We start from the raw sequence: 24,672 nt of genomic DNA, 5'->3' as shown, positions 1-24,672 counted from the left end.
GAGGTGGCCAATAATAGGCTCCAACGCTGAGATTGCAAGTAATTATCCTAAAAAAAGTTTACCAGGGGATTAAACCATCAGATGCTGTGTTCTTTTGCAACAAACCGTAGCTTTTTCAGTCAACTAGGTGATCACCTTGCCGCTCAGGGCCCTCCCCTGCCAGGTTGCGCTGCTGGATCCGGCGTGCAACTCCCCCCCCTCTCTATGTATGAAAAAGCCCGCGCCTATACAGACGCGGGCTTACTCCCTGACTTGCCATGGGTGGCTCAGGCCAGCTGGTGCAATACGCTGGTTGCCGCTATCTGGGCGATGATGAGACCGCACAGGGTCACGGACAGCACCACGGGGGCCGTCTCCTGCTGCCGGTAGATTGGGCTGAACCAGAGCAGCAGGGCGGCGATGAGCAAACCCGCCTGGGTCAGCACCCCGGGGATCAGGGCATCTAGCCCGGCGCCATTGTCCTGCCCGCTCACCAGCACCGCCAGCCAGATCAGGCTCAGCATGGCGGCCAGCAGCCCCGCCAACGGCAGCAGCAGGTTGAAGGCTTGCAGACGGTGGCGGGCACGCAGCAGCATCAGGTGTGCGAAGGCCGAGCCCAGCAGCACCATCTGCAGTGCCCCGTTCAGCCAGCCCTGGATCTGCAGCAAACCCAGGCCATAGAGGGCGAGCGGCATGGCAGGCAGCCACAGCAGGCTGGCGGGAATGGCGCGCTTGCCCTCGAGGCGGGACTGGGCCAGGGACAGCGCTATCCCCAGGATAAGGGCGGCGCCCCCGCACCAAATCAGCCAGCCGGTTACCCCGGCTTCGATCCCCAGCATCAGGGAAAGGCCGGTGATCACCCAGATGGAGAAGAGCTGATTGGTGATCCGCGAGCGCTGGCCCGGGCAGAGATCCCCGCGCCACAAGACGATCCCGAGCGCGATCAGGGCCCCCAGGGCCATCAGGCCGGTCAGGGAAAAGAGCCAAAAAGGAAGTTGGACGAACATAGGGTCTCCGGCAGCAAACAGAGGACAGGGCCCAAGGACCCCGGCAACAAAAAACGAGGGGCGAGTATACCCAAACCCGCCCCCATCCCCAACGCCTGCGAGACTAGCTCTGGCCTCGGGCCAGGGCGACCACCCGCGCGAACATCTGCTTGAGCATGGGGGGGATGTGTTCGCTGCCAAGGCGCTCCGCCTCCTCCACCACGGCCAGGGCCAGGCCGGGCTTGCTGCGGTGATGGATGGCCTTGGAGATGATGCGCCCGGCGTTGAGGGTGGATCGCCCCCCTACCCCGGCCTCGCGCCGAAACACCGCCTCGAATCCGTTGTGGTAGAGGTAGTGCTCTATGTCCGCCGAGGGCAACTGGGTGATCCTGTCCCGCTCCCGCTCCCCCTTGAGCAGGGAGCGGGCGGAGCTCGCGTACTTGGCGCCCGCCTCGTCGCCGTCGGTGAGCAGGTGCCACTCAATGCCAAAGTCGCGGGCCACCTTGATGAGGGGGGCCTGGCCACACTGGGCGAACTCTATGATGCGCACCCCTTCCGCCCGCAGGCTGTAGCCGCAGATCTGGGCGAGCTCGGAGAGCAGCCAGATCTCTGTCTCCCCCTCCACCAACAACCAGCAGCGGGCAAACATCGACATGGGTCTGTTGATCCGCACGTGAAAGGCGATTTTGCGCAAGTCGTCGCTGCTGTAGCGCTCCCCCCCCAGCTGATGGCAGAGGATGTCATGCTGGCGGCGCACCAGGCGGCGCACCTGGTTGAGCGGCAGGGAAGAGAGCAGATCCCCCGAGTTGGTGGTGAGCAGCTTCTGGCCGGGCAACTGCTCGAGCAGGCCCCAGGCCAGCGCCAGCATGGTGGGGTGCAGGCGGCTCTCGGGATCTTCCAGCATCAGTATGGGCCTGGCCCCCTCCTCCAGCTCCCGGTTGCCGCGGGCATGGAGCAGCATGGCGGCCATGCCTGCCATGGCCAGTTGCAGGGCCCGGTTGTCGGCGCTGCGCAGCAGCACCTGCAAGTTGCCGGGGTTGCGCAGGGTCATGGGGCGATTGACTATCTCCCGCTGGCTGCGGGGCTTGTGCTTGATGGGGGCCAGGGCGCTGAAGTAGTGCTCCATCAACTGCTGCACCGCCTGCAGCGCCTCCTTGAGCTCGGGCTCACCGATGCGCTGGGGCTCGTCGGTCAGCTTGCCGGCGAGCTCCCCGAGCCGCTGCTCGGAGAGATCGTCCCAGGGCAGCTGCTCTATGCCGTCGCGGGCGGTACGGGCATCCCGCAGCCGGAACACCGGGTTCATGGTGATGAGCAGACGCACCAGCTCCGCGTTGTTGTCGATGGCCAGGCTCTTGCCGATGCCGTCGAGAAAGTCATGGGTGCTCTGCACGCTGCCATCGTCCAGCAGCTCGGCGCTGGCGCGATAGTGGATACGGTGGAACTTGTCCCTGTGGGGGATCCAGGCCGCGCCAAGGCGCGCCAATCGGCGGGAGTGCTGGCACATCTGGGGGCGGTACTCGCTGAAGGTGAGCACCAGTTGCAGGGTGCGCGATGGGCTCAGCTCAGGGTCTTCGGGCTGATGGAAATCATCGCGACTGAATTGATAGGGTTCGGCATCCCCCAGCAGGCACCAGAGGGCACGCAGCAGGCTGGACTTGCCCCAGGCGTTCTCACCGATGAGAACAGTGGTGTGATCCAGCCCGAGCGAGAGCCGATTTATCCCGCGAAAACCTTTGACTTCAATGCGTTCCAGAAACATGCGGCCATATCCAGTCCATCCTGATGGCGCAATAGTGGCAAAGTTGCCGGGAAAATCCTATCGGGTCTTGGGGTTTTCAGCGGGAACTGTGAGGCACTACGGGTTCGGGAGGGGTGGGCAGGCAGGCGCGATCCTGAGGGGCATTCCAGTGGCTGAACCAGAGGTGGCGGGTGCGGGTCTGACGTTTGCGATGATTCAATGGGCATTCCTTTTTATGGGTAAGTGGTAGAGGGTACACCTCTTTCGCCCAGAGTCTCAGCGTTATCTGTGACAAGAGAATGACAATTGGGCGCGCCACTGCCCCGGGCTCAGGCCGAAGGCCTCCCGAAAACGATTGCCAAAATGGGCCTGGGAGGAGAAACCGCACTGGGCGGCGATGCTGGCCAGGGGATCGCTTCCCGCCAGCAACTGCTTGGCCCGCTGGAGTCTGAGCCCCTGCAGGTAGCGATGGGGCGGGCAACCCAGGCTCTGGCCGAACATGCGGGCGAAGTGATATTCGCTCAGGCCCGCCTCCCGGGCTAGTTCGCTCAGGGTGACGGGCTCGGCCAGGTGGGCCAGCAGATACTCCTGCACCCGCCGGATCACCGCGGGGGCCAGGCCGCCCCGCACCTCGGGGAGCCCAGGCGCCTCCCGGGTATGGTGACGATAGGCGTGTAACATCAGCATCCAGGCGCCGTGGGAGAGCGCCATGCGATCGACCCCGTGCTGCCAGTCCAGCTTCATCATCTGTGCCTGCACCAGGGCTGCGGCCTGGGGATCCTCGATGAAGGTCTTGTCCTGCAACACCAGATGGCGCCCCTCCTTGTCGCACACCTGTTCGGCGATGCGGCAGAGGTGCTCAGGGGTGAAGTAGAGGTGGAAGAAGCGAAACTCCTCGCGCACCAGCCATTCGGATCTGTGGTGATCCGGCATGATGCACACCTTGCCGGTGCCACCGTGGCCGCCGGGACCGTCGAGGCGCTCGGTCTGCTCGCCCCCCTGCAGATAGACGCTGATGGTGTGGTGACCCGGCTTGTGGTAGCGGGTCTGATCGTAGCGGTTGCGCCAGCTGGCCACCCCGAGCCCGGGCTCCAGCCAGCAGGAGTCCTCCAGCCGCGCCCCCGTGCTGACCAGGGCATCGAACACCCCCGCCTGTCGCCTCTGCTGCACCTGTCTGCCTCATCCTTGTTCCCGTGCCGACATCTTATCGCGGCGGCTCGCCAAGCGCTGCTGCCCTGCTACAAAAAACCGCAAGATGGTGCAAGCCAGGGCGGGCCGTCCGGCCCATGCTGATCCCCATGTCACTCCCCTTTTGCTTGGATCCGTTTATGAACCTCCTGCTGTATGTTTCCACCGTCCTCATCTGGGGCAGTACCTGGATCGCCATCGCCTGGCAGCTCGGCCCCATTCCCATCGAGGTCTCTGTGCTCTACCGCTTCGCCCTGGCGGCGCTGGCGCTCTTTGCCCTGCTCACGTTAAGCGGCAAGTTCCCGCGCCTGCCCTGGGCGGGTCAGCGTTATGCGGCCCTGCTTGGCGCCCTGCTCTTCTCCACCAACTTTCTCTGCTTCTACCACGCCACCCTCTACATCCCGAGCGGCCTGTCGGCGGTGATCTTCGCCAGCGCCAGCATCTTCAACGGCCTCAACCTCTGGCTGTTCGAGGGCAAGCGCCCCGGCATGCGCTGGTTGCAGGGGTCGCTGCTGGGGCTCATGGGCACACTGCTGCTGTTCTGGCCCGTGCTGGCAGATGCGCAACTGGGTGCAAACGGCTGGAAGGGGCTGCTGTTTGCCTGTGCGGGGACCCTCTGCTTCTCCCTCGGGAACCTTGTCTCGGCTCGCGGCCAGCGCCAGGGCTATCAGGTGTTGCAGATGGTGCCCTGGGGCATGGTGTACGGGGTAGTGCTGCTGCTGGGCTGGGTCATGGTGCTGGGTCAGTCCCTGACCCTGCCGACCGAGCCCCGCTACCTCGCGGCCATGGTCTATCTGGCCATCTTCGGCTCCGTCATCGCCTTCACCGCCTACCTCACCCTGGTGGGGCGCATCGGCGCCAGCAAGGCGGCCTATGCCACTGTGCTGTTTCCCCTGGTGGCGCTGAGCCTCTCCACCCTGTATGAGGGCTTCGTCTGGCAGACGGTCTCCATCCTGGGTGTGGTGGTGAGCCTTATCGGCAACCTGGTGATCTTCGCCCCGCCCGTCAAGACGTGGCGCTGGCCGCTGTCACGGGTGACAGACGGTACTTGCCCCTGATGCCAGCAGCCCCTAAGGTAACCCCTCCCAACAGAGGTTGAACGGAGGAAGCATGTTACTGGAAGGGCTGGAGACACTCTGCCTGCTGGCGAGCGAGGGCACCATGGCCAAGGTCGCGAGCCGCCTCTATATCAGCCAGTCGGCGGTGAGCAAGCGCATCACCCAGCTGGAGCAGCGCCTTGGCAAGCGGCTCATCGAGCCGGATGGCCGCCAGACTCGCCTCACCCCCCAGGCCCGGGAGCTGCTCGCCCGGGTGGCCCCGAGCCTGGCGGAGATGAAGGGGGTGCTGGCGGACAGCCAGACCCTCACCGACCAGACCCCCCTGCCCGTCGCCTGCTCCGAGACCCTGCTGGCGGGCTACCTCGCCCGTTTCATGCACGACTACCTTGAGCAAGATCCTCACCTTGCCCTCTCCACTCACCACACCCCGGTGATCCTGACGCGGGTGCGCGGTGGCGATGCCCTGCTCGGCATCTGCGCCGGCCGGTTGCCCCCCGGCCACGGCCTCTGTGCCGAGCTGCTGCTGGAGGAGCCCTTCTATCTGGTGGGGGACGATCAGGAGACGGCGGCGCAGCCGGATCACAGGGTTGCCTCGCCAGACAGGGCGAGTGGCAAGCCGTTGACACAAAGAGACCTGGGTGAGGAAACCCTGGTGCAGGAGAAGGTGCGCAAGATCCTGACCATGGATCTGGAGAACCCCTCCAACCGCTATCTGCGGGATCCCCTGGCCGCGCTCGGGCTGGTGCCGGCCATGGAGCTCGACTCCTACCTGGCGCTGATCGAGCTGGCCAAGGCGGGCATAGGCCCGGTGCTGCTGCCGGCCGGTCTGCTGGCCCTGGTGGGGGATCAGGGGAAACGGGCGCGCGCCCTGCCTGGGCTGGCGCGCCCGCTGCACCTGGTCTATCGCCCGAGCAGCCTCAAGCGGGCGCGGATCCAGCGCCTGGTCGAGGGGATCCGGGCCCACTTCGCCCGGGTGAGCCAAGGCTAGAAATGACTCAGACGAGCCAGCTGAACAGCTCGGGGTACTGACTCCACACCAGCTTGGCGGACATCACCAGGGAGACGGTCACCAGCAGCGGCTTGATGAGCTTCACCCCCTTCTTCAACACCAGCTTGGAACCGAAACGGGCCCCGATGAACTGGCCCAGCGCCATGCAGAAGCCCACGCTCCACACCACCTTGCCGCCGAGGGCAAAGAACAGCAGGGAGGCGATGTTGGAGGTGAAGTTGAGCAGCTTGGTGTGGGCAGTGGCTCTGGCCATGCCAAAGCCTGCCAGGGCCACGAAGCCGATGGCGAAGAAGGAGCCGGTGCCGGGGCCGAAGAAGCCGTCATAGAAACCGACCCCGCCCCCCACCAGCAAAGCGAACAGCATGGGGGTGAGGCGGCGCTGGCTCTCCGCATCGCTCACCCTGGGGGAGAAATAGAAGTAGCAGGCGAACGCCATCAGCAGGAAGGGCAGGAGGCGCTCCAGGATGGCGGCGTCTATGGTCTGCACCGCCAGGGTGCCGATGGCCGCCCCGATGAAGGTGCAGATGACCGCCGGCCAGATGATGGCCCACTCAAGGAGCCCCTTGCGGGCATAGAACCAGGTGGCCGAGAAGGAGCCGAAACTGCTCTGCAGCTTGTTGGTGCCGAGCACCAGGGCGGGCGGCATGCCGGTGGCAAGCAGGGCCGGCACCGTCAGCAGGCCGCCGCCTCCGGCGATGGCGTCAATAAAGCCGGCGATAAGGGCGACCCCGAACAGGGCAACCAGGGTGAGCAGTTCCAGTTCCATCCATAAACCTCGTGTGATGCGGCCACCCGCGGCAACCCCGGGTGCCCTGTTTGAGCACAATGCAGGTCGCTATCCTAACGGGGGCGGGCTCATGAGGCTAACGAAACAATGGCAGCCAACTGATTCCTTATTTTCATCAATGTGGACACTGCCTTGCCATCGTCTGCCAAAGCGAACGAAACAGTGGCAGACGATCGATTCAATTCCTGATTTTCATCAAGAGGTCGCCACCTTGGCATCGACCGCCAAAGCGAACGAAACAGCGGCAGGTGGTGAATCCAATTCCATCCATTCCTGATCACAGGCACGGCAATTGGGGCGATCAGCTTGTCCGATGATGCCCATCCCCTACCTTCGCCATTCAGCCGAGCCGGTTAAACCAGGGTTGCCACCCTGGCCTCGCCCCGATCAGCGGCAGACTCGGCAACCTCCCCCTTGATCGCCTCCAGGGCCTGCAACAGCGAGGTCTCGTCCTCACCGGGCGCCCGACTCACTCTGCCCGCCATATAGCGGCTGCTGAACAGATTGAACCAATGTTGCAACGCCTGGCCTGCCTGCAGCTCACCGGCTACTTCCAGCACGCAGGCCGCCACCTCGGCGGTGCACAGGTGCTCATCGCAGTGGGCGACCCGCATGCCATAGGTGGAGAGCGCGTCCGGCCGCACCGACAGCACGGGGAAGCCATCCAGATAGGGGCTCATGTTGAACATCTTGCGCGCTTCGGGCCAGGTGCCGTCCAGCAGGATGAAGAGCGGCTTCTTGCCAGGGGCCAGGGCAACCCGCTCGGTCACCCGGGCCGGGTTCTTCTCGCAGGCGGGGAACACCACATAGGGCTGCCAGGCGGGATCCGCCAGCAGGGCCAGCAGCTCGGGATGGGGCTGGGTGCGCTTCCAGAGAAAGGCCCAGGTCGTCTGGGGCAAGACGTCGGCGATGAGACGGCCGGTGTTGGAAGGCTTCATGGGTTCGCTGTCATACATCAAGAGGCAGAAGCCCGCCTCGGCCTTTAGCTCGGGGCGCCACTCGCAGGCACACCAGGCATGACGCAACTGGCAGGCCTCGCAGCGGGGCACGCTGCCACCACGGGCGAGAAAGGGACGAGTAGAGATGCTCTTGCGCCAGATGCGCAGGCGGTTGACGGCATGATCAGGGATGGGCTTCATGGGGCGCGGCTCGGCGACAGGGTCTGCGGGAAAAAGGGGGCAGATTGTAGCGAGCGGGTCTGCCGGGGGCAAGGTGCGCGGCATCTGCCCAGCCAGACGCCCAGGCCCAACGCGCCGCTCTATACTTGGTCCTCATCCCATCATCCCACGCACGGGAAGGCCGATGGGACACAGGAGGAGAAGATGGCAGAACCAGACATGGCCAGGGAGCACGCCCTGGCCGAAGGATCCACCTTTACCTGGCACGAGCTCTATGTGCCCGACGGCGAGGCCGGGATCCGCTTCTACGCCGAGGTGCTCGGCTGGGAGAGTCAGCTCATGGAGATGGAGGGAGGCAACTACCCCATGCTGGTGGTCAACGGCCGACCGGTGGCCGGGGTGCAATCCACCCGGGGCAACCCCCAGATGGCTGGCGTGCCGCCCCACTGGGCGACCTACATAGCGGTAGATGACGTCGATGCCAGGCTGGCCAGGGTGGCCCAGCATGGCGGCAGCCTGGTGGTGCCCGCCATGGACGTCCCCACAGTCGGGCGCATGGCGCTCATCGCCGATCCGCAAGGGGCGCACATCTGGCTGTTCACTCCCTTCCCCGGGGATTGCCAGCAACCCTGAGGGTCATGATGACAGCGCTAGATAGGCGCTCTTTGCCAATCCCCAAGGGGCGCACATCTGGCTGTTCACTTCTATTCCCCGGGGATTGCCAGCAACCCTGAGGGTCATGATGACAGCGCAACAACGACAGAGGGGCCCTTGGGCCCCTCGCTTGTTGCTATGCCTTGTCGGCGCCCTCAGACGGGGCGCAGATTCTGCTCGAGGAAGCGAGCGAAGCTGTGACCGTGATGCTCCAGCAGTTTCGGGAACATGGAGATGGAGGTCATGCCCGGGAAGGTGTTGATCTCGTTGAGCAGTATCTCGCCATCCTCGGTCAGGAAGAAGTCGATACGCGACAGATGGGTCAACTTCAGCTGACGGAAGGCCTTGAGGGAGTAGGCATGGATGGCGTCAGACTGAGCCTGGGTCAAGCCTTCAGCCTTGAGCGCCGTCTCGGTGTGGCTGGCGCTGCTGTACTTCTCTTCATAGGTGTAGAACTTGTCCTGGGGCACGCAGATCTCCCCGGGATAGGTGGCCACCAGCTCGTCGCCGTACTGGTAAACCGCCACTTCCAGCTCGCGGGGCTTGACCGCTTTTTCGATCAGCACCTGCTCGGAGTAACCGAAGGCATCCTTGATCCCCTGCACCAGCTCGGCCTCGTTGCTGGCGGAGTAGCAGCCCACGGATGACCCTTGCGAGGCCGCCTTGATAAACACCTTGCCCCACTTGGCCAGCGCGGCTCTCGCCTCGGCGAGCGCCTCGTCATTCTGCTCGGTCAGGAACAGATAGGGGGTATTGGGGATGCCGATGGCGGAGAGCCACAGCTTGGTGCTGATCTTGTTGAAGCAGATCTTGCTCGCCTCGGCATCGCACCCCAGATAGGGCAGGCCCGCCAGCTCGAGGAAGGATTGCAGATCGCCGGTCTCACCCGGATAGCCGTGGATGCAGGGCACCACGTAGTCCACCGGACGGGCCACGCTGTCAAAGGAGAGCAGCTTGTCCAACCCCAGCTTGCACTCGCGGCCGTCGGCACTGAGCCAGCGGTCGGCGAACATCTCGACCCGGGTCACTTCGACCCCAGGCAGGAGACCGAGCTGTTGTTCGAGGAAATTGGCACTGCGCAGAGAGACTTCGTGCTCGGCGCCACCGCCGCCGCACAGCAGCAAGACATGCATGTTCTTCATTAGATGTGATCCCTTGGGAGAAGCGGCTTCGTCATGGCCGGGGAAAATCCGGCTGCGCGACCTGCGCACCAAACAACGGGCGAAGCCAGATACGAACATAAGTGCGGCCAGTGTAGCAAGGGAGAGGAAGCCTTGTCAGCCGATGGGGCCGCCATCCCCCCATCCTGGCCCGTAAAAAGAGGCGCCTGTGTCAAAAACGGGACGAAACGGACTCAGCGAGGGGGATCTACCCGCCCGGCGCCATTGCCATTGACCCGAAACCAGCCGGCGATGCTGTAGCGCTCCTCGCTCGCGGGCAGCACCTCGTGGGGAAACTCCTCCGACAGGAAGAGCACCAGCCGCCCCCCCTTGGGGGAGACATCCATCAGAAACTGCTCGTCGTTGTCATAGACCCGCAACACGCCGCCTGCCTGGGGCCGCCAGCCGTTGTTCAAGTAGAACACCGAGGTGAGGCGGCGGTTGGAGCGCCCGGCAAAGGCGTCGCGGTGAGTCGCATAGAAGTCGCCGCTGCGGTATCGGGCGAAGTGGGCCTCATAGTCGAACAGCCCCAGCATCAGGTTGCGATTGGCCGCCAGACGAAGGGACTCCATGCGGGCCAGATAGTCGGCCACGGGGGCGCCCAGGGAGGGATCCAGCCAGTGGATCTGATCACGGCGGATCGCCGGATTGCCCTGATGCAGCCCCTCCCGCCCTATCCCCGCAGGTTGCCACTCCCCCGGCAGGCAGGCCCGCAAGGCATCCACCTCGGAGGCGGTTAAGAAATCATCCACAATCACCCATCCCCGGGTGTAAATGGCATCCATGACGGCTTGATAGTCCAAGATTGACTCGCAGCGAGTGGAGAGAGTGCGCTTTGTAGCGACTTCCCCCCCTTGGCACAAACCGGATTGCTTCTCTTGAGAAGTCCCGCCATCAATAAGGGCCCGGCCCCGGGCGCCGATTTCCCCTTGCCCCGCAGCCCCCGGCCCGCTAACGTGAAAACAAGGCCCGAATCGGGTCTCCCTCTGCATCCATGACTCAGGAGAGCGCCATGCCCTTGCCCACTATCCCCCTGCAACGACTCGATGGCAGCGAGTTTCCCGGTGACGCCCTGCAAGGGAAGGTCCTGCTGGTGGTCAACGTGGCCAGCCGTTGCGGCTTCACCCCCCAATACACTGGGCTGGAGGCGCTTCATCGCCAGTTTGGTGAGCAAGGCCTGGTGGTCCTGGGCTTCCCCTGCGATCAGTTCGGCCACCAGGAGCCCGGGGATGCCGAGGAGATAGCCCGTTTCTGCTCGCTGGATTACCCGGTGAGCTTCCCCCTGATGGCCAAGTGCGAGGTCAACGGCGACCAGGCCCACCCCTTCTATCGCTGGCTCAAGCAGCAAAAGCCCGGGCTGCTCGGGAGCGAGGCCATCAAGTGGAACTTCACCAAGTTCCTGCTCGATCGGGAGGGCCGGGTGGTGGACCGCTTCGCTCCCCAGACCAAACCCGAGGATCTGGCGGGAGCCATCCAGGGGCTGCTGTGAGCCAAGCACCTCGGGCGACAGACGGCCATGGCCCCTCCCCCATCGGACTCGGCGCAGCCCCTTTGTGCTCCGGGTCCTCATTCGTGACGCCGTTACTGCGTGCCTGCGTCACTTCTGCTATATTACGCGCCCATTATCTTTTTCGTGTCGTAGCGCCCGCGGGACGGGCCTGAAGGGATCAGGCCCTGCCCTGACCCGCTACCCACCTTCTTCCATGTCGTGACGGGCCCAGGCTGTCGTCACCCGTTGAGCCCAAGGCTCGGAGTTTCTCTCGAACATGTCATTCAATGAACTGGGTCTGTCACCGCACATACTGCGGGCCGTCAAGGAGCTGGGTTACGAACAACCCACCCCCATACAGCAGCAAGCCATCCCGGCCATTCTGGCCGGTCAGGACGTGCTGGGCGGCGCCCAGACAGGCACAGGCAAGACCGCCGGTTTCACCCTGCCCATGTTGCACCGTCTGCTGGCCAACCACGGCCGTGGCGGTCGCCGCCAGGTCCGCGCCCTGGTGCTGACCCCGACCCGGGAGCTCGCCGCCCAGGTGGGCGAGAGCATCATCAAGTACGCCCATCATCTGCCGTTCCGCACCCTGATCGCCTATGGCGGCGTCAGCATCAAGCCAAACCTGGACGCCATCAAGCTCGGGGTCGACATCCTGGTCGCCACCCCGGGCCGCCTGCTGGATCTGCTGACCCAGGGGGCTCTCACCCTGAGTTCCCTGGAAGTGCTGGTGCTGGATGAAGCGGACAGAATGCTCGACATGGGCTTCATCACCGACATTCGCCGCATCATGAAGGCGCTGCCGGATGAGCGGCAGACCCTGCTCTTCTCCGCCACCTTCTCGAATGACATCAAGGCGCTGGCGGACGATCTGCTCAATGACCCCACCCTGATCGAGGTGGATCCCAGCAACACCGCCGCCGATCAGGTGACCCAGCGCGTCATCCAGGTCGACCGGGAACGCCGCCGCGAGATGCTCTCCCACATGATCGGCCGTGGCAACTGGCAGCGGGTGCTGGTGTTCGTGCGAACCAAACAGATCGCCGACCGCCTCGCCCAGCAGATGCAAAAGGATGGCCTCAATACCGTCGCCATTCACGGCGACAAGAGCCAGGGTGCCCGCAACCGGGCGCTGGCCGATTTCCGCGAGGGCAAGGTGCGGGTGCTGGTCGCCACCGATATCGCCGCTCGCGGCCTGGACATCGATCAGCTGCCCCACGTGATCAACTTCGAGCTGCCCCAGATGGCGGAGGATTACATCCACCGCATCGGCCGCACCGGCCGCGCCGGCCGTGGTGGCGAGGCCATCTCCCTGGTGAGCCAGGACGAGCTGGGCCAGCTCAAGGATATCGAGGCCCTGATCGGCCAATCCCTGACAGTGGAGATCCTGGAAGGCTACGAGCCGAGCGGCAAGCCGAGCCGCCAGACCCTGCCAGGCAGCAAGCCGGTGCAAAACCCGCCCCGTGACCGCGGCCATGCCAACGCCAAGAGCAACAATGCCAAAGGCAAGCCTGACGCGGCCAAAGGCAAGGCCAAAGGGGACGGCCCCAAGAAGCCGGCCCCGGCCCGCAAGCGCGAGGTCGTGGGGGAAGACATCGGCTTCACCCCCATGCGCCGCCTGCCCAAGGCCCAGCGCGATGACTATCAGGACAACTCCAGCGAGGAGTAAGGCAAGCTGTTGCCGACCTGACACAAAAAAACCGCCCACTTCACTTCGGGCGGTTTTTTTTACTCTCTGACGCCCCTACTCGGCGGCCAGGGCCATGTGCAGCAGGGGATAGGGCTTGCCCTGGCCATCCAGGGGAGAGCGCCCCGTCACCCCGAAACCCAGGTGCTGATAGAAGCCGAGGGCCTGGGCATTCTGCTCGTTGACGTCCACCCGTCTCGCCCCTTGCCGCTGGATGGCGTGGGCCACCAGCAGGCGGCCGACCCCGCTTCCTCTCGCCTCGGGGGCGATGAAGAGCATCTCGATGTTGCCATCGTGCACACCGCAAAAACCGGCTATCTCTCTCTCCTCTCCCCTGGCGCAGACCAGATCCACGGCCGCAAAATAGTGCTCCAGGATCAGGGGCTTGAGGGTGGTAATGTCCGTCTCTTGCAGGAAGTGATGGGTGGCGCGCACCGAGGCCTCCCAGAGGGCGATCAGAGCCTGGTAATCCCCGGCGTCCGCTTGTTCAATCTTCATGATTCATGACTCAATCTGTGGTGAAAGGGCCACGTCAGGGGTTGCCCTGGCCTCGGCCTGCTTGATGACAAAGCCCTTCTCTATGCCGGCCTTGAAGCCCAGCTTTTCGTACAGGCGATGGGCCCCTTCGCGCCCCTCCCCCGACAGCAGCATCACCTTGTAGCAATCCAGCTCCCAGGCCAGGGTCAGGGCCTGCGCCAATAGCTGCTGGCTCAAACCCTGACGCCGAAACGCAGAGGCCGTCACCACGTGCTCTATGATGGCAAAGGGCCTGCCGCCGTTGGTCAGGGTCGGGATCACCCCGAGCTGGCAGGTGGCGGCCAGCTGGCCCTCCACCTCGGCCACCAGGAGTCGTACTCCGGGCTCGGCCAGCAGTCGCCTCAGCGCCTCCCTGGCCACCGACGGCGCCAGCACGGGATCATTGGGCCTGAGCTCGGCGTAAAGACTGAGCAGGCCCGCCAGATCCTCGTCCTTGCACTCTCTGATCACCACAATGGCAACCCTCCTGATCTTCTGTGCTCCCCGGCGCCCTATGCGGATCTGGGGGCAAACATGATGATGGCCATGCCCGTCAGGGCGACCCCGGAACCGACCCAGTCCCACACAGTGGGTCTGATGCCATCCACCGCCCAGAGCCAGAGGATGGCCACGAAGATGTAGACGCCCCCATAGGCGGCATAGACACGGCCGGCGGCGGTCGGATGCAGGGAGAGCAGCCAGGCAAAGAGGGCGAGACTCAGGCCCGCCGGCAACAGCAACCAGGCGCTCCGCCCCTGGGTCAGCCACAGGTAGGGCAGATAGCAGCCGACGATCTCGGCCAGCGCGGTGATCAGGAACAGCCCGATCGTTTTGAACTCCAGCATCATGGGTCTCTAGCTAGGGTGTGACAGAGGCTGAATGTTAAAACAACGCATTGGGTTATGTAAGCACGGCGGCGCAACAGGCCAGGAGGAAGGGAGGGCAAACCTTCCCCCACGGGTGCGGGGGAAGGGAGGGGTCAGCGGACCCTGACTGCCTGGAGCAGGGCAGAGACATCCGGGCCAAAGGTGCGGCTGCGGATCGCCTCGCGAATATCCGCTTCGCCGTAGCGGCTGGCCGGGTAGACCACCACGCAGGCGGTGTCGCCGGGCGCGAGGAAGTGAGTCTCGCCAAAGGGGGTGTAGCGGGTGGCGCCTATGCTGATGAGGGCGTGGGCCGGACGCCCCGCCTGGGCCAGCAGCCCCTGGATATGCTCGGCCGGACCTTCATCCTGCTGATGGTTGAACTTGTCGATGGCCCAGTCGAGCAGCTGTTGATGGAAGTAGCTGTAATCCACAGCCGCGCTGTCGACCCCATAGGGGTGCAGCTCGCCATCGCGCTCCAGATAGCAGGCGATGCGATAGTCGTCGAGCTCGCAACCCGGGGCAAAATGGTTAAGGGGCAACAGAGTGGCCGCCAGCCCCTTGCTCTCCTCCCCCCAGTTCTTCTTCTCGCTGATCTTCCTGGCATTGGGGCGACGGATGGAGCAGTCGTTGTAGGCGCCAAACGCCTTGGGATGGATGGCCACCACCTGCTCCCCCGCGTACTCCAGCTCGCACCAGAGCGCCACCTCGGGTTCGATTTGCACCTTCTCGTCGCCGCTCACCGCCGCCTCTGGCAGGAAGATGGCCTCGCCGCTCAATGGGAAGACGCCGAGCTGGCCCGGATGGCCTGGCACATAGAAGGGGAACAGCGCCTTGGGGGCAACCTTGTCCTCGACCTTGACGGCGACGAAGTCCGCCGCCTCGCCAGCCTGCTCCAGATGGCCGGCGAAGTTGCCCGCCACCCCCAATCCGATGAAGTTGCTCAATTCAGTGATCTGCATCTGTGGCTCCATTGGCGCGGCCCGGGCCGCCGCCTCGTTGTCTATGTTCAGGGCGGCAGGGCTACCGCCAAAGAGGGAGCTTATTAGAGCACAGCCCCCTGGCGGCGCCCAGTCGCCCCGCCGCAAGCTGTGCACCAGGGCGGATTTTCCCTCACCATATGGTCATAAAGAGAGCAGTCAGCGCCAAGCTGTGATCCCGGTGCTTGGGCGAGCCCCGCGCTTTTGCTAGTCTGCCCTATTCATTTTCCGTTTGGGTGCCGGTGCCGAGCCATGACCACACATTTTCAGGGTCGCTTCGAGGTGGAGTTCAAATACCGCCTGGCGGATAGCGCGGCCTTCCTGCGTGCCCTCGAGGCACTCGGCCCCGAGCTGATGGTGGCGGAAAATCATGAGCAGGACTGCTACTTCGACACGGCGGACAGCGCCCTGGCGAGGGAGCAGAAGAGCCTGGTGATCCGCACCATGGCGCCCTCCGGCATCCGGCTCTGGATAGTCAAGGGACCGGGGCCCGATCGCTGCGAGGCGGTCAACATCACGGATGCGGACAAGGCCATCAGCATGGTGCGCACCCTGGGCTACCAGCCGGTGCTGACCATCGATAAGCGCCGCAGCATCTACTTCCTTGGCCCCTTCCACCTGACCCTGGATAGCCTGGTCGGGATAGGGGATTTTGCCGAGCTCGCCATCATGACCGACGAGGAGGCCGCGCTGCCCGCTTACCGGGAGCAGTTGCTGGCGCTGGCCGCCCGGCTGGGGCTCTGCCCCGAGATGCGGGAGACCCGCTCCTATCGCACCCTGTGCGAGCAGTCAGCTCACCTTCGAACCTGTGAAAAGAGGAAACAAGAGGAATCAGCCCCATGATCGACAAACTCGCCTGGCTCACCTTCAAGGAGGGGCAACTGCTCTGTGCCCGCTCCCACGGCAAGGCCCTCTACTACATCCCCGGCGGCAAGCGTGAGCCGGGGGAGAGCGACGAGGCCGCCCTGGTGCGGGAGATAGGGGAGGAGCTGGCGGTCAGCCTCAAACCACAGACACTGCGCCTCGCCTGCGAGTTCAGCGCCCAGGCCGACGGCAAGCCGCAAGGGGTGCAAGTCAGGCTGCGCTGCTACACAGGGGAGGCTGACGGCAGCCCCACCGCCTCGGCGGAGATCGCCGAGTTGCGCTGGCTGGACAGCCGCCATCTGGATGACATCTCTCCGGTCTCCCGCCTGCTGTTCCAGTGGCTGGCTGAGCAGGGACTGATCCGCTAGAAAGCTGACTCGTGAACAGCCTTCCAGCTCCGCCCCAGGAACACCGGCTGACAGAGATGGCTCGTGGACAGGCTTCCAGCTCCGCCGCAGTGAGACTGGCTGACAGAGCGAGATTGAACCGTTAATCCCGAATGGATTGGCAATTGGATACAAGAAGAGGAGTTTCAATGGAGATCCTTGAGGTCGATAGCACCAGAGGCATCAAGCCTGCGTTGATCACACTGCTGCAAGATTGCGTGGCCAGCGGCGCCTCGGTGGGCTTCCTGCCTCCCCTGCAGGAAGAGCGGGGATTGGAGTACTGGCAAGGCATCGAAGGGGAGCTGGCCGACGGGGTGCGCAGGCTCTGGGTGGCCTTCGATCAGCACCATCTGGTGGGCGCCCTGCAGCTGTCGCTCTGCACCAAGGCCAACGGCGGTCACAGGGCCGAGGTGGAGAAGCTGATGGTACACAGCCAGGCTCGCGGCAAGGGGGTGGGTCGCGCCCTCATGCAGGCCATGGAGCAAGGGGCCCGCGAGGCCGGGCGCACCCTGCTGGTGCTGGACACCCGGGTCGGCGACATCGCCTCCACCCTCTACCGCCAGCTGGGCTACCAGGAGGCCGGCCAGATCCCGGACTTCGCCCGCAACGCGGACGGCACCCTGGCGGCGACCCAGTTCTTCTACAAGCAGCTCTGAGGGGCGAGAGCCCAAGGGCCCAACGCAACAAGGCCAGCCCCCAGGCTGGCCTTGTTTATTGGCGCGTTCACTGCTCAAATGGCCCCTTCATCCAGAGACGGCAAGGAGCCATCATGATATTGGAAGTCGCCCCGCTGCAGATCATCCCGGGCCAGGCTGCCGCCTTCGAGCAGGCATTCGAGCAGGCCCAGCGCATCATCAGCACCCTGCCCGGTTACGCCGGCCACCAGCTGCAACGCTCACTGACCGACTCACACCGCTACCTGCTGCTGGTCAACTGGCAACGGCTAGAGGATCACACCCAGGGCTTTCGCGGCTCCCCCCAGTACCAGCAGTGGAAGACACTGCTCCATCACTTCTACGATCCCTTCCCCACTGTGGAGCACTTTCAGGCCGTACAACCTTGATCAGCCCAGGATGAACTTGGCCGATCAGGGTTGAGGCATCACGCCACACCATCGGCCAGGCGCTCGGCCCTGTGTGCGATCCGCGGCTCGGCGAAGTCGGCCTGGGCCGCGATCAGCTGCAACTCGTAGGCATCCGCCTGCCAGGTCTGGCGCAGCACTTCATCGACAGCGGCGTTGGTGCGCTCGAAGGCGGCCACCGCATCAAACCCGGCCTGCAGGTTGGCCAGCATCAGGGCGCTGATGAGATCCCCCACCCCCACCGGCTGGCGGGCAAACGGGTAGAGCGGCCGGGCGATGAGATAATCCCCCTGCGGGGTGGCCAGCAGCATCTCGAAACGGCCGGGATCACTGGCGGCGCGCCCCAGGTGCTTGACCAGCACCATCTTGACGCCGCTTTCCAGCAGCTGGTGAGCGGCTGCGCGAGTCTGGGCCAGGGTCGTCAGGTGGACGCCGCACAGGGTCTCCAGCTCCAGCAGGTTGGGGGCCATGATGTCCGCCACCGGCAGCGCCTGCTCGGTGAGGAAGCGGGTCACGCCGGGGGCGACTATGCACCCCTTCTCCGGGTGCCCCATGACGGGATCGCAAAAATAGATGGCCGCCGGATTGGCCGCCTTGACGGCCGCAACCACAGCCAGGATCTCGTTCCCCTGCTCCGCCGATCCCAGGTAGCCGCTCAGCACCGCATCGCAGCGCCCCAGCACCTCGATATCCATCAGCCCCTGACAGAGGGCACTGATATGACCGGCGGGCATCGCCATCCCCTGCCATCCCGCCGCGTACTGGGTGTGATTGGAAAACTGCACCGTATTGACGGGCCACACCTCCATGCCGAGACGGCGCATGGGGAAGACGGCGGCGCTGTTGCCGGCACAGCCAAATACCACGTGGGATTGGATAGAGAGAATGCGTTTCATCGACACCACCACTGAAGAAGCATGAGGAAAGCGGGCAATATATCGGATGCAGAGCGGGCTCTGCCAGCGATTCCCGGCAATCCTCGCCATTTATGCGGCAAAAAGACCATTCAATGGAGTGTTACACCAACCTCCCCCCACGCCTGCTCAACCTGGTGAATCAAGACCGCCTCGGCCTCGTCGGTGTGATATGGGCTCTTCACACTCTTGTTTGATGGCATATGAGAGCATTTTTAATACAAGGTGGCGGATGGCGAGAGAAAGCGTCGAGGAAGAACAACGAGGCGCGGCGGCAGGCAAGCCGGGGCCGACGCCCCGGGTTTCGTACTTAAGGCTTAAGGCCTGACGAAGTGATAGACCCAGCCTTCGTCCAGGGGGAAATCGGAGGGCGCAGAGACAAGGTTTGGCAGGGCGGTGACGGCCCCCCCGGCGGCGTATTGCAGCGCCATCAGGGCGCAGAGGGCGGCGTCGTAACGATCCGTCCCGGCCACCACATCAGCTGGCAAGGAGGCGGCTATCTCCGCCCTAGCCGGTGAGGCCTTGCCTGCTACCTTGGCAAGAGCCGGATAGACCTCCAGCACGGCGCGATCGGCGTGGGGCTGCTGCCTGGGCACAAGCAGCAGATCCCCGAGGCGCGGCAAGATGGAGAGCGCCAGGGTGGCGTTGTTGCCTAGCCTGTCGAAGGTGGCCGACAGCGGCTTCTTGCCGTATTGCTGATGCAGCCAGCGCTCGCAGTCCCGATAGGCATAGGGGTTGTCTATCTCCCGCTGGGGCACGGCGCACTCGACTCCCCTCCCAGCCAGCAAGTCGCCAAGGGCTCGGGGAAAGGCCAGCGGGGCATCGATGCCGAGCGCCAATCGCGGGCAGGCCAGCACCTGCATCAGCGCCATCTCGTCTTGCAGCGCCGGGCGCAGCAAGGCGTCCAGATCCGGCGCCACCCGGGAGCTCAACCTAAACAGGGGGGAGACCCCGAGCCAGTGCAACTGCTGCGTGCGGGCCTGCCAGCCCACCACGGCCACCGCCTGGGCATTGCCCTGCCAGCCCCTTACATCCCAACCGATGCCGATGGCATCCAAGTGTTCCGTTGTCATGCCCCTGTCACCTCTGCGCACTATTGATGGAGCACAGGGTAATGGCTGCGCCCCCTAAAGCAAGGCCGGGCGCCCTTCCTAGAAGGATTTCTTGAAGTTGATCAGCGGCAAGATGGGGAAGATGCCGTTCTCGGCGTAGTTGGCGAGGCCTATCTGCAGGCCATCGAGGTGCTTGGTGGCATTGATGAAGCCAAGCTGGAAGGTGGTGCGCTCGGCATAGTTGACGAAGCCGAGGTTGGCCAGGGCATTGCCCTTGGCGATGTTGACCGCCCCCCAGTTCAGCCCCTGCACGTTGTTGGTCAGGTTGACGAAACCCAGGTTGACCCCGGTGTCCTGCCCCTCGTGCCAGTTGACGGCGTTGATGGCGACCCCGCCGAACTGATGGCGCACCCGGGCGGCGCCGAAGAAGATGCCAAGCTGCAAGCCGGTGAACTGATCCACGTCGGAGAGGGCGAACACCGGCAGATCTATGCCCTTCACCTGACCGGTGCGGCCATACAGGAAGGAGGCGCGCGCCCCTTCCACCTGGTGGGAGGAAGGCAGGTTGATGCCGGGCAGGGAGATCTGGACCGGGGTGCTGGCCTGGGCCACGCCGGCGAGGGCCAGCGCGGAGCAACCGAGCAGCAGGGCGAGAGGTTTCATCGGGATTCCTTGGCAGTCTGAATGACGTGCCAGCCTATCAGCGCGGCGCCGGTGCGGCGAGGGCGCGCCGGACCCAGTGCGTCACCTCTCGTCTGATCCGCCTCCCCGACGGGTGTCGCTGACAAAAAATTCAAACAGAAATTAACATTTATGTCATTTACACCAAACCGCATTTGGTTGCAGAATGCTCAAACGTGTGTTTGAACAGAGCAAGCAACACGTAGACAGGGATGACATGCAGTACCCGTAAGAAGGGCCGATTGGCCCACAACAACACTGTTCTGCCGAACTGGAGACCGATGATGAATATGGACGTGATCAAGAGCTTTACCGAGCAGATGCAAGGCTTCGCCGCCCCCCTCACCCGCTACAACCAGCTGCTGGCCAGCAACATCGAACAGCTGACCCGGTTGCAGCTGGCCTCCGCCAACGCCTACGCCGAACTGGGCCTCAACCAGTTGCAGGCCGTGAGCAAGGTGCAGGACACCCAGAGCCTGGCAGCCCTGGGCACGGTGCAACTGGAGACCGCCAGCCAGCTCTCCCGCCAGATGCTGGATGACATCCAGAAGCTGAGCGCCCTCGGCCAGCAGTTCAAGGAAGAGCTGGATGTCCTGACCGCGGACGGCATCAAGAAGAGCACGGGCAAGGCCTGATAACCCCTGGCTGCCCGTTCGGGCAGCCACATCTCCCCACGACTCGACGGTACGGGCTAGCTCCCGCCTCGGGTGTGGGTGAAGGAGAGCACATGAGCCAACCATCTTATGGCCCGCTGTTCGAGGCCCTGGCCCACTACAATGACAAGCTGCTGGCCATGGCCAAGGCCCAGACAGAGCGCACCGCCCAGGCGCTGCTGCAGACCAATCTGGACGATCTGGGCCAGGTGCTGGAGCAGGGCAGCCAGCAACCCTGGCAACTGATCCAGGCCCAGATGAACTGGTGGCAGGATCAGCTCAAGCTGATGCAGCACACCCTGCTCAAAAGCGCAGGCCAGCCGAGCGAGCCGGTGATCACCCCGGAGCGCAGCGATCGCCGCTTCAAGGCCGAGGCCTGGAGCGAACAACCCATCTATGACTACCTCAAGCAGTCCTACCTGCTCACCGCCAGGCACCTGCTGGCCTCGGTGGATGCCCTGGAGGGCGTCCCCCAGAAGAGCCGGGAGCGGCTGCGTTTCTTCACCCGCCAGTACGTCAACGCCATGGCCCCCAGCAACTTCCTGGCGACCAACCCCGAGCTGCTCAAGCTGACCCTGGAGTCCGACGGCCAGAACCTGGTGCGCGGACTGGCCCTCTTGGCCGAGGATCTGGAGCGCAGCGCCGATCAGCTCAACATCCGCCTGACCGACGAATCCGCCTTCGAGCTCGGGCGAGATCTGGCCCTGACCCCGGGCCGGGTGGTACAGCGCACCGAGCTCTATGAGCTGATCCAGTACAGCCCGACTACCGAGACGGTGGGCAAGACGCCTGTGCTGATAGTGCCCCCCTTCATCAACAAGTACTACATCATGGACATGCGGCCCCAGAACTCCCTGGTCGCCTGGCTGGTCGCCCAGGGCCAGACGGTGTTCATGATCTCCTGGCGCAACCCGGGCGTGGCCCAGGCCCAAATCGATCTCGACGACTACGTGGTGGATGGCGTCATCGCCGCCCTGGACGGCGTGGAGGCGGCCACCGGCGAGCGGGAGGTGCACGGCATCGGCTACTGCATCGGCGGCACCGCCCTGTCGCTCGCCATGGGCTGGCTGGCGGCGCGGCGCCAGAAGCAGCGGGTGCGCACCGCCACCCTGTTCACTACCCTGCTGGACTTCTCCCAGCCAGGGGAGCTTGGCATCTTCATCCACGAGCCCATCATAGCGGCGCTCGAGTCGCAAAATGAGGCCAAGGGCATCATGGACGGGCGCCAGCTGGCTGTCTCCTTCAGCCTGCTGCGGGAGAACAGCCTCTACTGGAACTACTACATCGACAGCTACCTCAAGGGCCAGAGCCCGGTGGCCTTCGATCTGCTGCACTGGAACAGCGACAGCACCAATGTGGCGGGCAAGACCCACAACAGCCTGCTGCGTCGTCTCTACCTGGAGAACCAGTTGGTGAAGGGGGAGCTCAAGATCCGCAACACCCGCATCGATCTCGGCAAGGTGAAGACCCCGGTGCTGCTGGTGTCGGCGGTGGACGATCACATCGCCCTCTGGCAGGGCACCTGGCAGGGCATGAAGCTGTTTGGCGGGGAGCAGCGCTTCCTCCTGGCGGAGTCCGGCCACATCGCCGGCATCATCAACCCGCCGGCCGCCAACAAGTACGGCTTCTGGCACAACGGAGCCGAGGCCGAGAGCCCGGAGAGCTGGCTGGCAGGGGCGACGCACCAGGGCGGCTCCTGGTGGCCCGAGATGATGGGCTTTATCCAGAGCCGTGACGAAGGGTCAGAGCCCGTCCCCGCGCGGGTGCCCGAGGAGGGGCTGGCCCCCGCCCCCGGCCACTATGTCAAGGTGCGGCTCAACCCCGTGTTTGCCAGCGCCACAGAGGAGGACGCCGCATGAGTGCACTGCCTCTTGAAGTGGGCCAGAAGGCCCGTCTCAGCAAGCGGTTCGGGGCGGCGGAGGTGACCGCCTTCGCAGCGCTCTCGGAGGACTTCAACCCCCTGCACCTGGACCCGGCCTTCGCCGCCACCACGGCGTTTGAGCGGCCCATAGTCCACGGCATGCTGCTCGCCGGCCTCTTCTCCGGGCTGCTGGGCCAGCAGTTGCCGGGCAAGGGGAGCATCTATCTGGGTCAGAGCCTCAGCTTCAAGCTGCCGGTCTTTGTCGGGGACGAGGTGACGGCCGAAGTGGAGGTGACCGCCCTTCGTAGCGACAAGCCCATCGCCACCCTGACCACCCGCATCTTCACCCAGGATGGCGCCCTCGCCGTGACGGGGGAAGCCGTGGTCAAGCTGCCTTAAGCACCGGCGGCACGCAGGCACAATCAGCCCGGCCCCTGCCGGGCTGATTGTTCTCCCCCGCTCCCCTCGCCCCCTTTTTCGGGGCAATTTGGCCCAGGCCCTTTCCCTGCCCCGCCTAACTGCCTAAAATGGCCGCCCTGCCGTGTAGGCATTCATCCAGCTAGAGGAATTCCCATGGAGACGTTTCTGCTCGAAGGTCACCCCTTCGTTGCCTTGTGTGACCTGATCAAGCATCAGGGTTGGGCCGATTGTGGCGGTGCCGCCAAGGCGCTGGTCGCCGAGGGCCTGGTGGAAGTGGACGGTCAGGTCGAGACCCGCAAACGCTGCAAGATAGTCGCCGAGCAAGTGGTCAACTTCAACGGCATGAAGGTGGTGGTGAAGGAAGGCGTCAGCCCCGAGATCCTCTAAGCCCGAGGTCTGCCCCCGCAAGCGCTACCCAGCACAGTCGCCGAGCAGGTGGTCAACTTCAACGGCATGTAAGGTAGTGGTGAAAGAAGGCGTCAGCCCCGAGATCCTCTAAGCCCTAGGTCTGCCCCCGCAAGCGCTACCCAGCACAGTCGCCGAGCAGGTGGTCAACTTCAACGGCATGAAGGTGGTGGTGAAGGAAGGCGTCAGCCCCGAGATCCTCTGATCCCTGCTTGAATAAGGGCGCCAACGCGCCCGTCAGCATTCAGCTGGCCTTGATCGACAGGGTCAGCACGAAACGCGCCATCGCCTCATCTCCGTTGAGCGACGGGCAGGTGGCCACCACCTGGATGGGGCGGTTGATGCGCTGCCCGGTCGCCAGTGACTCGTCTATCATGGCGTCTATGGCCTCCCCGGCCGCGCAGTCAAACTGCACGTCCCCCTCGGGGCGCTTCAGAAACTCCCCCTGCACATCCTTGAAGGCGAAGTGCACCTTCTTGCGCCGCGCCCGCCCCTTCTCCATCACCAGCAAGCCCCCCACCAGATCGGCGCCGGTGGCCAGCGCCCCGAAGTACATGCTGCCCAGGTGGTTGCGGGTACGCCAGCCGAGGGGAATGCGGATGCGCAGCGCCTTGGCATTCATCTCTTCGATGACGGGGGCACAGAATCCGATGACGGGAATATAGCGCCAGGCGAACAGGCGCAGTGCCAGATTGGCTTTGAAGCGTTGCAGGTCCATTGCAAACTGATCCGATGAGTGATTGTGACCGAAATGTTGCCAGCCCCCACCCCAATAGACAAGCCTCCATTGCCGTCGTTGTGAGGACGATCGACTCCCGAGTGCATTTGAAAATCAAATGATGGGCGCCGCTGCATTCGATAGATAAATGATAACCCCGGGCATTCGCCGCCACTGCGACGCCATTTCCCCCTGATGGCGGAGTTTTTTTCAAGAAAGAACTCATATGGCACTTTCATGACGACCCTAGCCGGCTGAAAGCTAACGATAAACGGAGTTGCCCCGGCGCTAGTCCACTCATCCGCCAGCGCCACTGGGATTAGTCACAGTAACGAAATGCCTCCCCCCTCGCTAGGCTCTGCTGGCTCGTGCATGGCCAGCTGGCACCGAGTCATCCTGTGACACCAATCTCAGCATAAGGA

Annotated in this window: 29 protein-coding genes and 1 pseudogene; 14 read left to right on the top strand and 16 right to left on the bottom strand. The window is 64.2% G+C overall.

Annotated features, from left to right (window positions below; translation table 11 throughout):
* Nucleotides 1-266 precede the first annotated feature (266 nt).
* The 4 genes from ACFWHB_RS10065 to ACFWHB_RS10050 all read right to left on the bottom strand — a co-directional run bounded on the left by ACFWHB_RS10065 (nt 267) and on the right by ACFWHB_RS10050 (nt 3,873).
* The gene (locus ACFWHB_RS10065; RefSeq protein ID WP_392417333.1) at nt 267-986 is read right to left on the bottom strand and encodes a hypothetical protein; all 720 of its coding nucleotides are present in this window, start codon (nt 984-986) and stop codon (nt 267-269) included.
* Between the two features lie 103 nt (nt 987-1,089).
* Nucleotides 1,090-2,724 (bottom strand): ATP-dependent endonuclease, encoded by a 1,635-nt coding sequence (locus ACFWHB_RS10060; protein ID WP_106886689.1) that lies wholly within the window; start codon nt 2,722-2,724, stop codon nt 1,090-1,092.
* A gap of 76 nt (nt 2,725-2,800) precedes the next feature.
* Nucleotides 2,801-2,923, bottom strand: a complete 123-nt coding sequence (locus ACFWHB_RS10055) for a hypothetical protein (RefSeq protein ID WP_262110571.1) — start codon at nt 2,921-2,923, stop codon at nt 2,801-2,803.
* A gap of 62 nt (nt 2,924-2,985) precedes the next feature.
* Nucleotides 2,986-3,873, bottom strand: coding sequence for a helix-turn-helix domain-containing protein (locus ACFWHB_RS10050; RefSeq protein WP_392417337.1), 888 nt, complete (start codon nt 3,871-3,873; stop codon nt 2,986-2,988).
* A 158-nt stretch (nt 3,874-4,031) separates the two neighbouring features.
* On the opposite strand from ACFWHB_RS10050, the gene ACFWHB_RS10045 reads away from it, so the two are divergent.
* Together ACFWHB_RS10045 and ACFWHB_RS10040 are read left to right on the top strand one after the other, a co-directional pair.
* Nucleotides 4,032-4,949 (top strand): DMT family transporter, encoded by a 918-nt coding sequence (locus tag ACFWHB_RS10045; RefSeq protein WP_163157399.1) that lies wholly within the window; start codon nt 4,032-4,034, stop codon nt 4,947-4,949.
* Between the two features lie 52 nt (nt 4,950-5,001).
* Nucleotides 5,002-5,937, top strand: coding sequence for a LysR family transcriptional regulator (locus ACFWHB_RS10040; protein WP_395950089.1), 936 nt, complete (start codon nt 5,002-5,004; stop codon nt 5,935-5,937).
* Between the two features lie 7 nt (nt 5,938-5,944).
* Here ACFWHB_RS10040 and ACFWHB_RS10035 read toward each other — a convergent pair whose 3' ends face one another.
* Together ACFWHB_RS10035 and ACFWHB_RS10030 are read right to left on the bottom strand one after the other, a co-directional pair.
* Nucleotides 5,945-6,724, bottom strand: a complete 780-nt coding sequence (locus ACFWHB_RS10035) for a TSUP family transporter (RefSeq protein WP_025327090.1) — start codon at nt 6,722-6,724, stop codon at nt 5,945-5,947.
* Between the two features lie 374 nt (nt 6,725-7,098).
* Nucleotides 7,099-7,884, bottom strand: a complete 786-nt coding sequence (locus ACFWHB_RS10030) for a tRNA-uridine aminocarboxypropyltransferase (protein WP_395950088.1) — start codon at nt 7,882-7,884, stop codon at nt 7,099-7,101.
* 183 nt (nt 7,885-8,067) lie between these two features.
* On the opposite strand from ACFWHB_RS10030, the gene ACFWHB_RS10025 reads away from it, so the two are divergent.
* Nucleotides 8,068-8,496: a VOC family protein gene (locus ACFWHB_RS10025; RefSeq protein ID WP_395950087.1), complete on the top strand. Its 429-nt coding sequence runs from the start codon at nt 8,068-8,070 to the stop codon at nt 8,494-8,496.
* 176 nt (nt 8,497-8,672) lie between these two features.
* On the opposite strand, the gene ACFWHB_RS10020 is transcribed toward ACFWHB_RS10025, so the two are convergent.
* Both ACFWHB_RS10020 and ACFWHB_RS10015 read right to left on the bottom strand, forming a co-directional pair.
* Nucleotides 8,673-9,659 (bottom strand): D-alanine--D-alanine ligase, encoded by a 987-nt coding sequence (locus tag ACFWHB_RS10020; protein WP_395950086.1) that lies wholly within the window; start codon nt 9,657-9,659, stop codon nt 8,673-8,675.
* A gap of 212 nt (nt 9,660-9,871) precedes the next feature.
* Nucleotides 9,872-10,480: a 2OG-Fe(II) oxygenase gene (locus tag ACFWHB_RS10015; protein ID WP_395950085.1), complete on the bottom strand. Its 609-nt coding sequence runs from the start codon at nt 10,478-10,480 to the stop codon at nt 9,872-9,874.
* A gap of 209 nt (nt 10,481-10,689) precedes the next feature.
* On the opposite strand from ACFWHB_RS10015, the gene ACFWHB_RS10010 reads away from it, so the two are divergent.
* Complete coding sequence (locus ACFWHB_RS10010) at nt 10,690-11,166, top strand: glutathione peroxidase (RefSeq protein ID WP_392417346.1); 477 nt, start codon at nt 10,690-10,692, stop codon at nt 11,164-11,166.
* Between the two features lie 277 nt (nt 11,167-11,443).
* The gene (locus tag ACFWHB_RS10005) at nt 11,444-12,838 is read left to right on the top strand and encodes a DEAD/DEAH box helicase (RefSeq protein WP_163157384.1); all 1,395 of its coding nucleotides are present in this window, start codon (nt 11,444-11,446) and stop codon (nt 12,836-12,838) included.
* A 75-nt stretch (nt 12,839-12,913) separates the two neighbouring features.
* Here ACFWHB_RS10005 and ACFWHB_RS10000 read toward each other — a convergent pair whose 3' ends face one another.
* From ACFWHB_RS10000 to ACFWHB_RS09985, 4 genes are all read right to left on the bottom strand, one after another.
* Nucleotides 12,914-13,354, bottom strand: a complete 441-nt coding sequence (locus ACFWHB_RS10000; RefSeq protein ID WP_395950084.1) for an acetyltransferase — start codon at nt 13,352-13,354, stop codon at nt 12,914-12,916.
* Nucleotides 13,355-13,357: 3 nt separating this feature from the next.
* Nucleotides 13,358-13,849 carry a GNAT family N-acetyltransferase gene (locus ACFWHB_RS09995; RefSeq protein ID WP_395950193.1) on the bottom strand — a complete coding sequence of 164 codons (492 nt, stop codon included), beginning with the start codon at nt 13,847-13,849 and terminating at the stop codon, nt 13,358-13,360.
* A gap of 35 nt (nt 13,850-13,884) precedes the next feature.
* The gene (locus tag ACFWHB_RS09990; protein WP_139745331.1) at nt 13,885-14,217 is read right to left on the bottom strand and encodes a YnfA family protein; all 333 of its coding nucleotides are present in this window, start codon (nt 14,215-14,217) and stop codon (nt 13,885-13,887) included.
* A 134-nt stretch (nt 14,218-14,351) separates the two neighbouring features.
* Nucleotides 14,352-15,197: a DUF5718 family protein gene (locus ACFWHB_RS09985; RefSeq protein ID WP_395950083.1), complete on the bottom strand. Its 846-nt coding sequence runs from the start codon at nt 15,195-15,197 to the stop codon at nt 14,352-14,354.
* 270 nt (nt 15,198-15,467) lie between these two features.
* Here ACFWHB_RS09985 and ACFWHB_RS09980 point away from each other — a divergent pair, with 270 nt between their 5' ends.
* The 4 genes from ACFWHB_RS09980 to ACFWHB_RS09965 all read left to right on the top strand — a co-directional run bounded on the left by ACFWHB_RS09980 (nt 15,468) and on the right by ACFWHB_RS09965 (nt 17,528).
* Nucleotides 15,468-16,058, top strand: a complete 591-nt coding sequence (locus tag ACFWHB_RS09980; RefSeq protein WP_395950082.1) for a class IV adenylate cyclase — start codon at nt 15,468-15,470, stop codon at nt 16,056-16,058.
* Nucleotides 16,055-16,447 (top strand): NUDIX hydrolase, encoded by a 393-nt coding sequence (locus tag ACFWHB_RS09975; protein WP_395950081.1) that lies wholly within the window; start codon nt 16,055-16,057, stop codon nt 16,445-16,447. The genes ACFWHB_RS09980 and ACFWHB_RS09975 overlap by 4 nt, the downstream gene beginning before the upstream one ends.
* Before the next feature lie 167 nt (nt 16,448-16,614).
* Nucleotides 16,615-17,121 (top strand): GNAT family N-acetyltransferase, encoded by a 507-nt coding sequence (locus ACFWHB_RS09970; RefSeq protein WP_139745335.1) that lies wholly within the window; start codon nt 16,615-16,617, stop codon nt 17,119-17,121.
* 113 nt (nt 17,122-17,234) lie between these two features.
* A complete protein-coding gene (locus ACFWHB_RS09965; RefSeq protein ID WP_395950080.1) occupies nt 17,235-17,528 on the top strand; it encodes an antibiotic biosynthesis monooxygenase family protein in 294 nt (97 codons plus the stop codon).
* A 38-nt stretch (nt 17,529-17,566) separates the two neighbouring features.
* On the opposite strand, the gene pdxY is transcribed toward ACFWHB_RS09965, so the two are convergent.
* From pdxY to ACFWHB_RS09950, 3 genes are all read right to left on the bottom strand, one after another.
* Complete coding sequence (pdxY, locus tag ACFWHB_RS09960; protein ID WP_290029854.1) at nt 17,567-18,442, bottom strand: pyridoxal kinase PdxY; 876 nt, start codon at nt 18,440-18,442, stop codon at nt 17,567-17,569.
* Between the two features lie 335 nt (nt 18,443-18,777).
* Entirely contained in the window at nt 18,778-19,533 is a 756-nt protein-coding gene (locus ACFWHB_RS09955; protein ID WP_395950079.1) for a DUF429 domain-containing protein, read from the bottom strand.
* 78 nt (nt 19,534-19,611) lie between these two features.
* On the bottom strand, nt 19,612-20,175 hold the full coding sequence (locus tag ACFWHB_RS09950; RefSeq protein WP_234690855.1) for a VC2662 family protein: 564 nt from the start codon (nt 20,173-20,175) through the stop codon (nt 19,612-19,614).
* 302 nt (nt 20,176-20,477) lie between these two features.
* Between ACFWHB_RS09950 and ACFWHB_RS09945 the strand changes: the two genes are divergently transcribed.
* From ACFWHB_RS09945 to ACFWHB_RS09925, 5 genes and pseudogenes are all read left to right on the top strand, one after another.
* Nucleotides 20,478-20,828: a phasin family protein gene (locus ACFWHB_RS09945; protein ID WP_025327108.1), complete on the top strand. Its 351-nt coding sequence runs from the start codon at nt 20,478-20,480 to the stop codon at nt 20,826-20,828.
* 92 nt (nt 20,829-20,920) lie between these two features.
* Nucleotides 20,921-22,705, top strand: a complete 1,785-nt coding sequence (locus ACFWHB_RS09940) for a class I poly(R)-hydroxyalkanoic acid synthase (protein WP_395950078.1) — start codon at nt 20,921-20,923, stop codon at nt 22,703-22,705.
* Nucleotides 22,702-23,106, top strand: a complete 405-nt coding sequence (locus ACFWHB_RS09935; protein WP_395950077.1) for a MaoC family dehydratase — start codon at nt 22,702-22,704, stop codon at nt 23,104-23,106. Before ACFWHB_RS09940 ends, ACFWHB_RS09935 begins: the two co-directional genes overlap by 4 nt.
* A gap of 174 nt (nt 23,107-23,280) precedes the next feature.
* Nucleotides 23,281-23,514, top strand: coding sequence for a ribosome-associated protein YbcJ (gene ybcJ, locus ACFWHB_RS09930; RefSeq protein ID WP_010674882.1), 234 nt, complete (start codon nt 23,281-23,283; stop codon nt 23,512-23,514).
* Between the two features lie 148 nt (nt 23,515-23,662).
* Nucleotides 23,663-23,737, top strand: a pseudogene (locus ACFWHB_RS09925) (ribosome-associated protein); the annotation flags it as partial.
* Between the two features lie 39 nt (nt 23,738-23,776).
* On the opposite strand, the gene ACFWHB_RS09920 reads toward ACFWHB_RS09925, so the two are convergent.
* Complete coding sequence (locus tag ACFWHB_RS09920; protein WP_025327111.1) at nt 23,777-24,250, bottom strand: DUF4442 domain-containing protein; 474 nt, start codon at nt 24,248-24,250, stop codon at nt 23,777-23,779.
* Nucleotides 24,251-24,672: the final 422 nt, after the last annotated feature.

It is taken from the genome of Aeromonas mytilicola subsp. aquatica (assembly GCF_044336385.1).
GTDB lineage: Bacteria > Pseudomonadota > Gammaproteobacteria > Enterobacterales > Aeromonadaceae > Aeromonas > Aeromonas rivipollensis.
The sequence above is the reverse complement of the archived record's forward strand: the minus strand, read 5'-3'. Positions and strand labels throughout refer to the sequence as shown.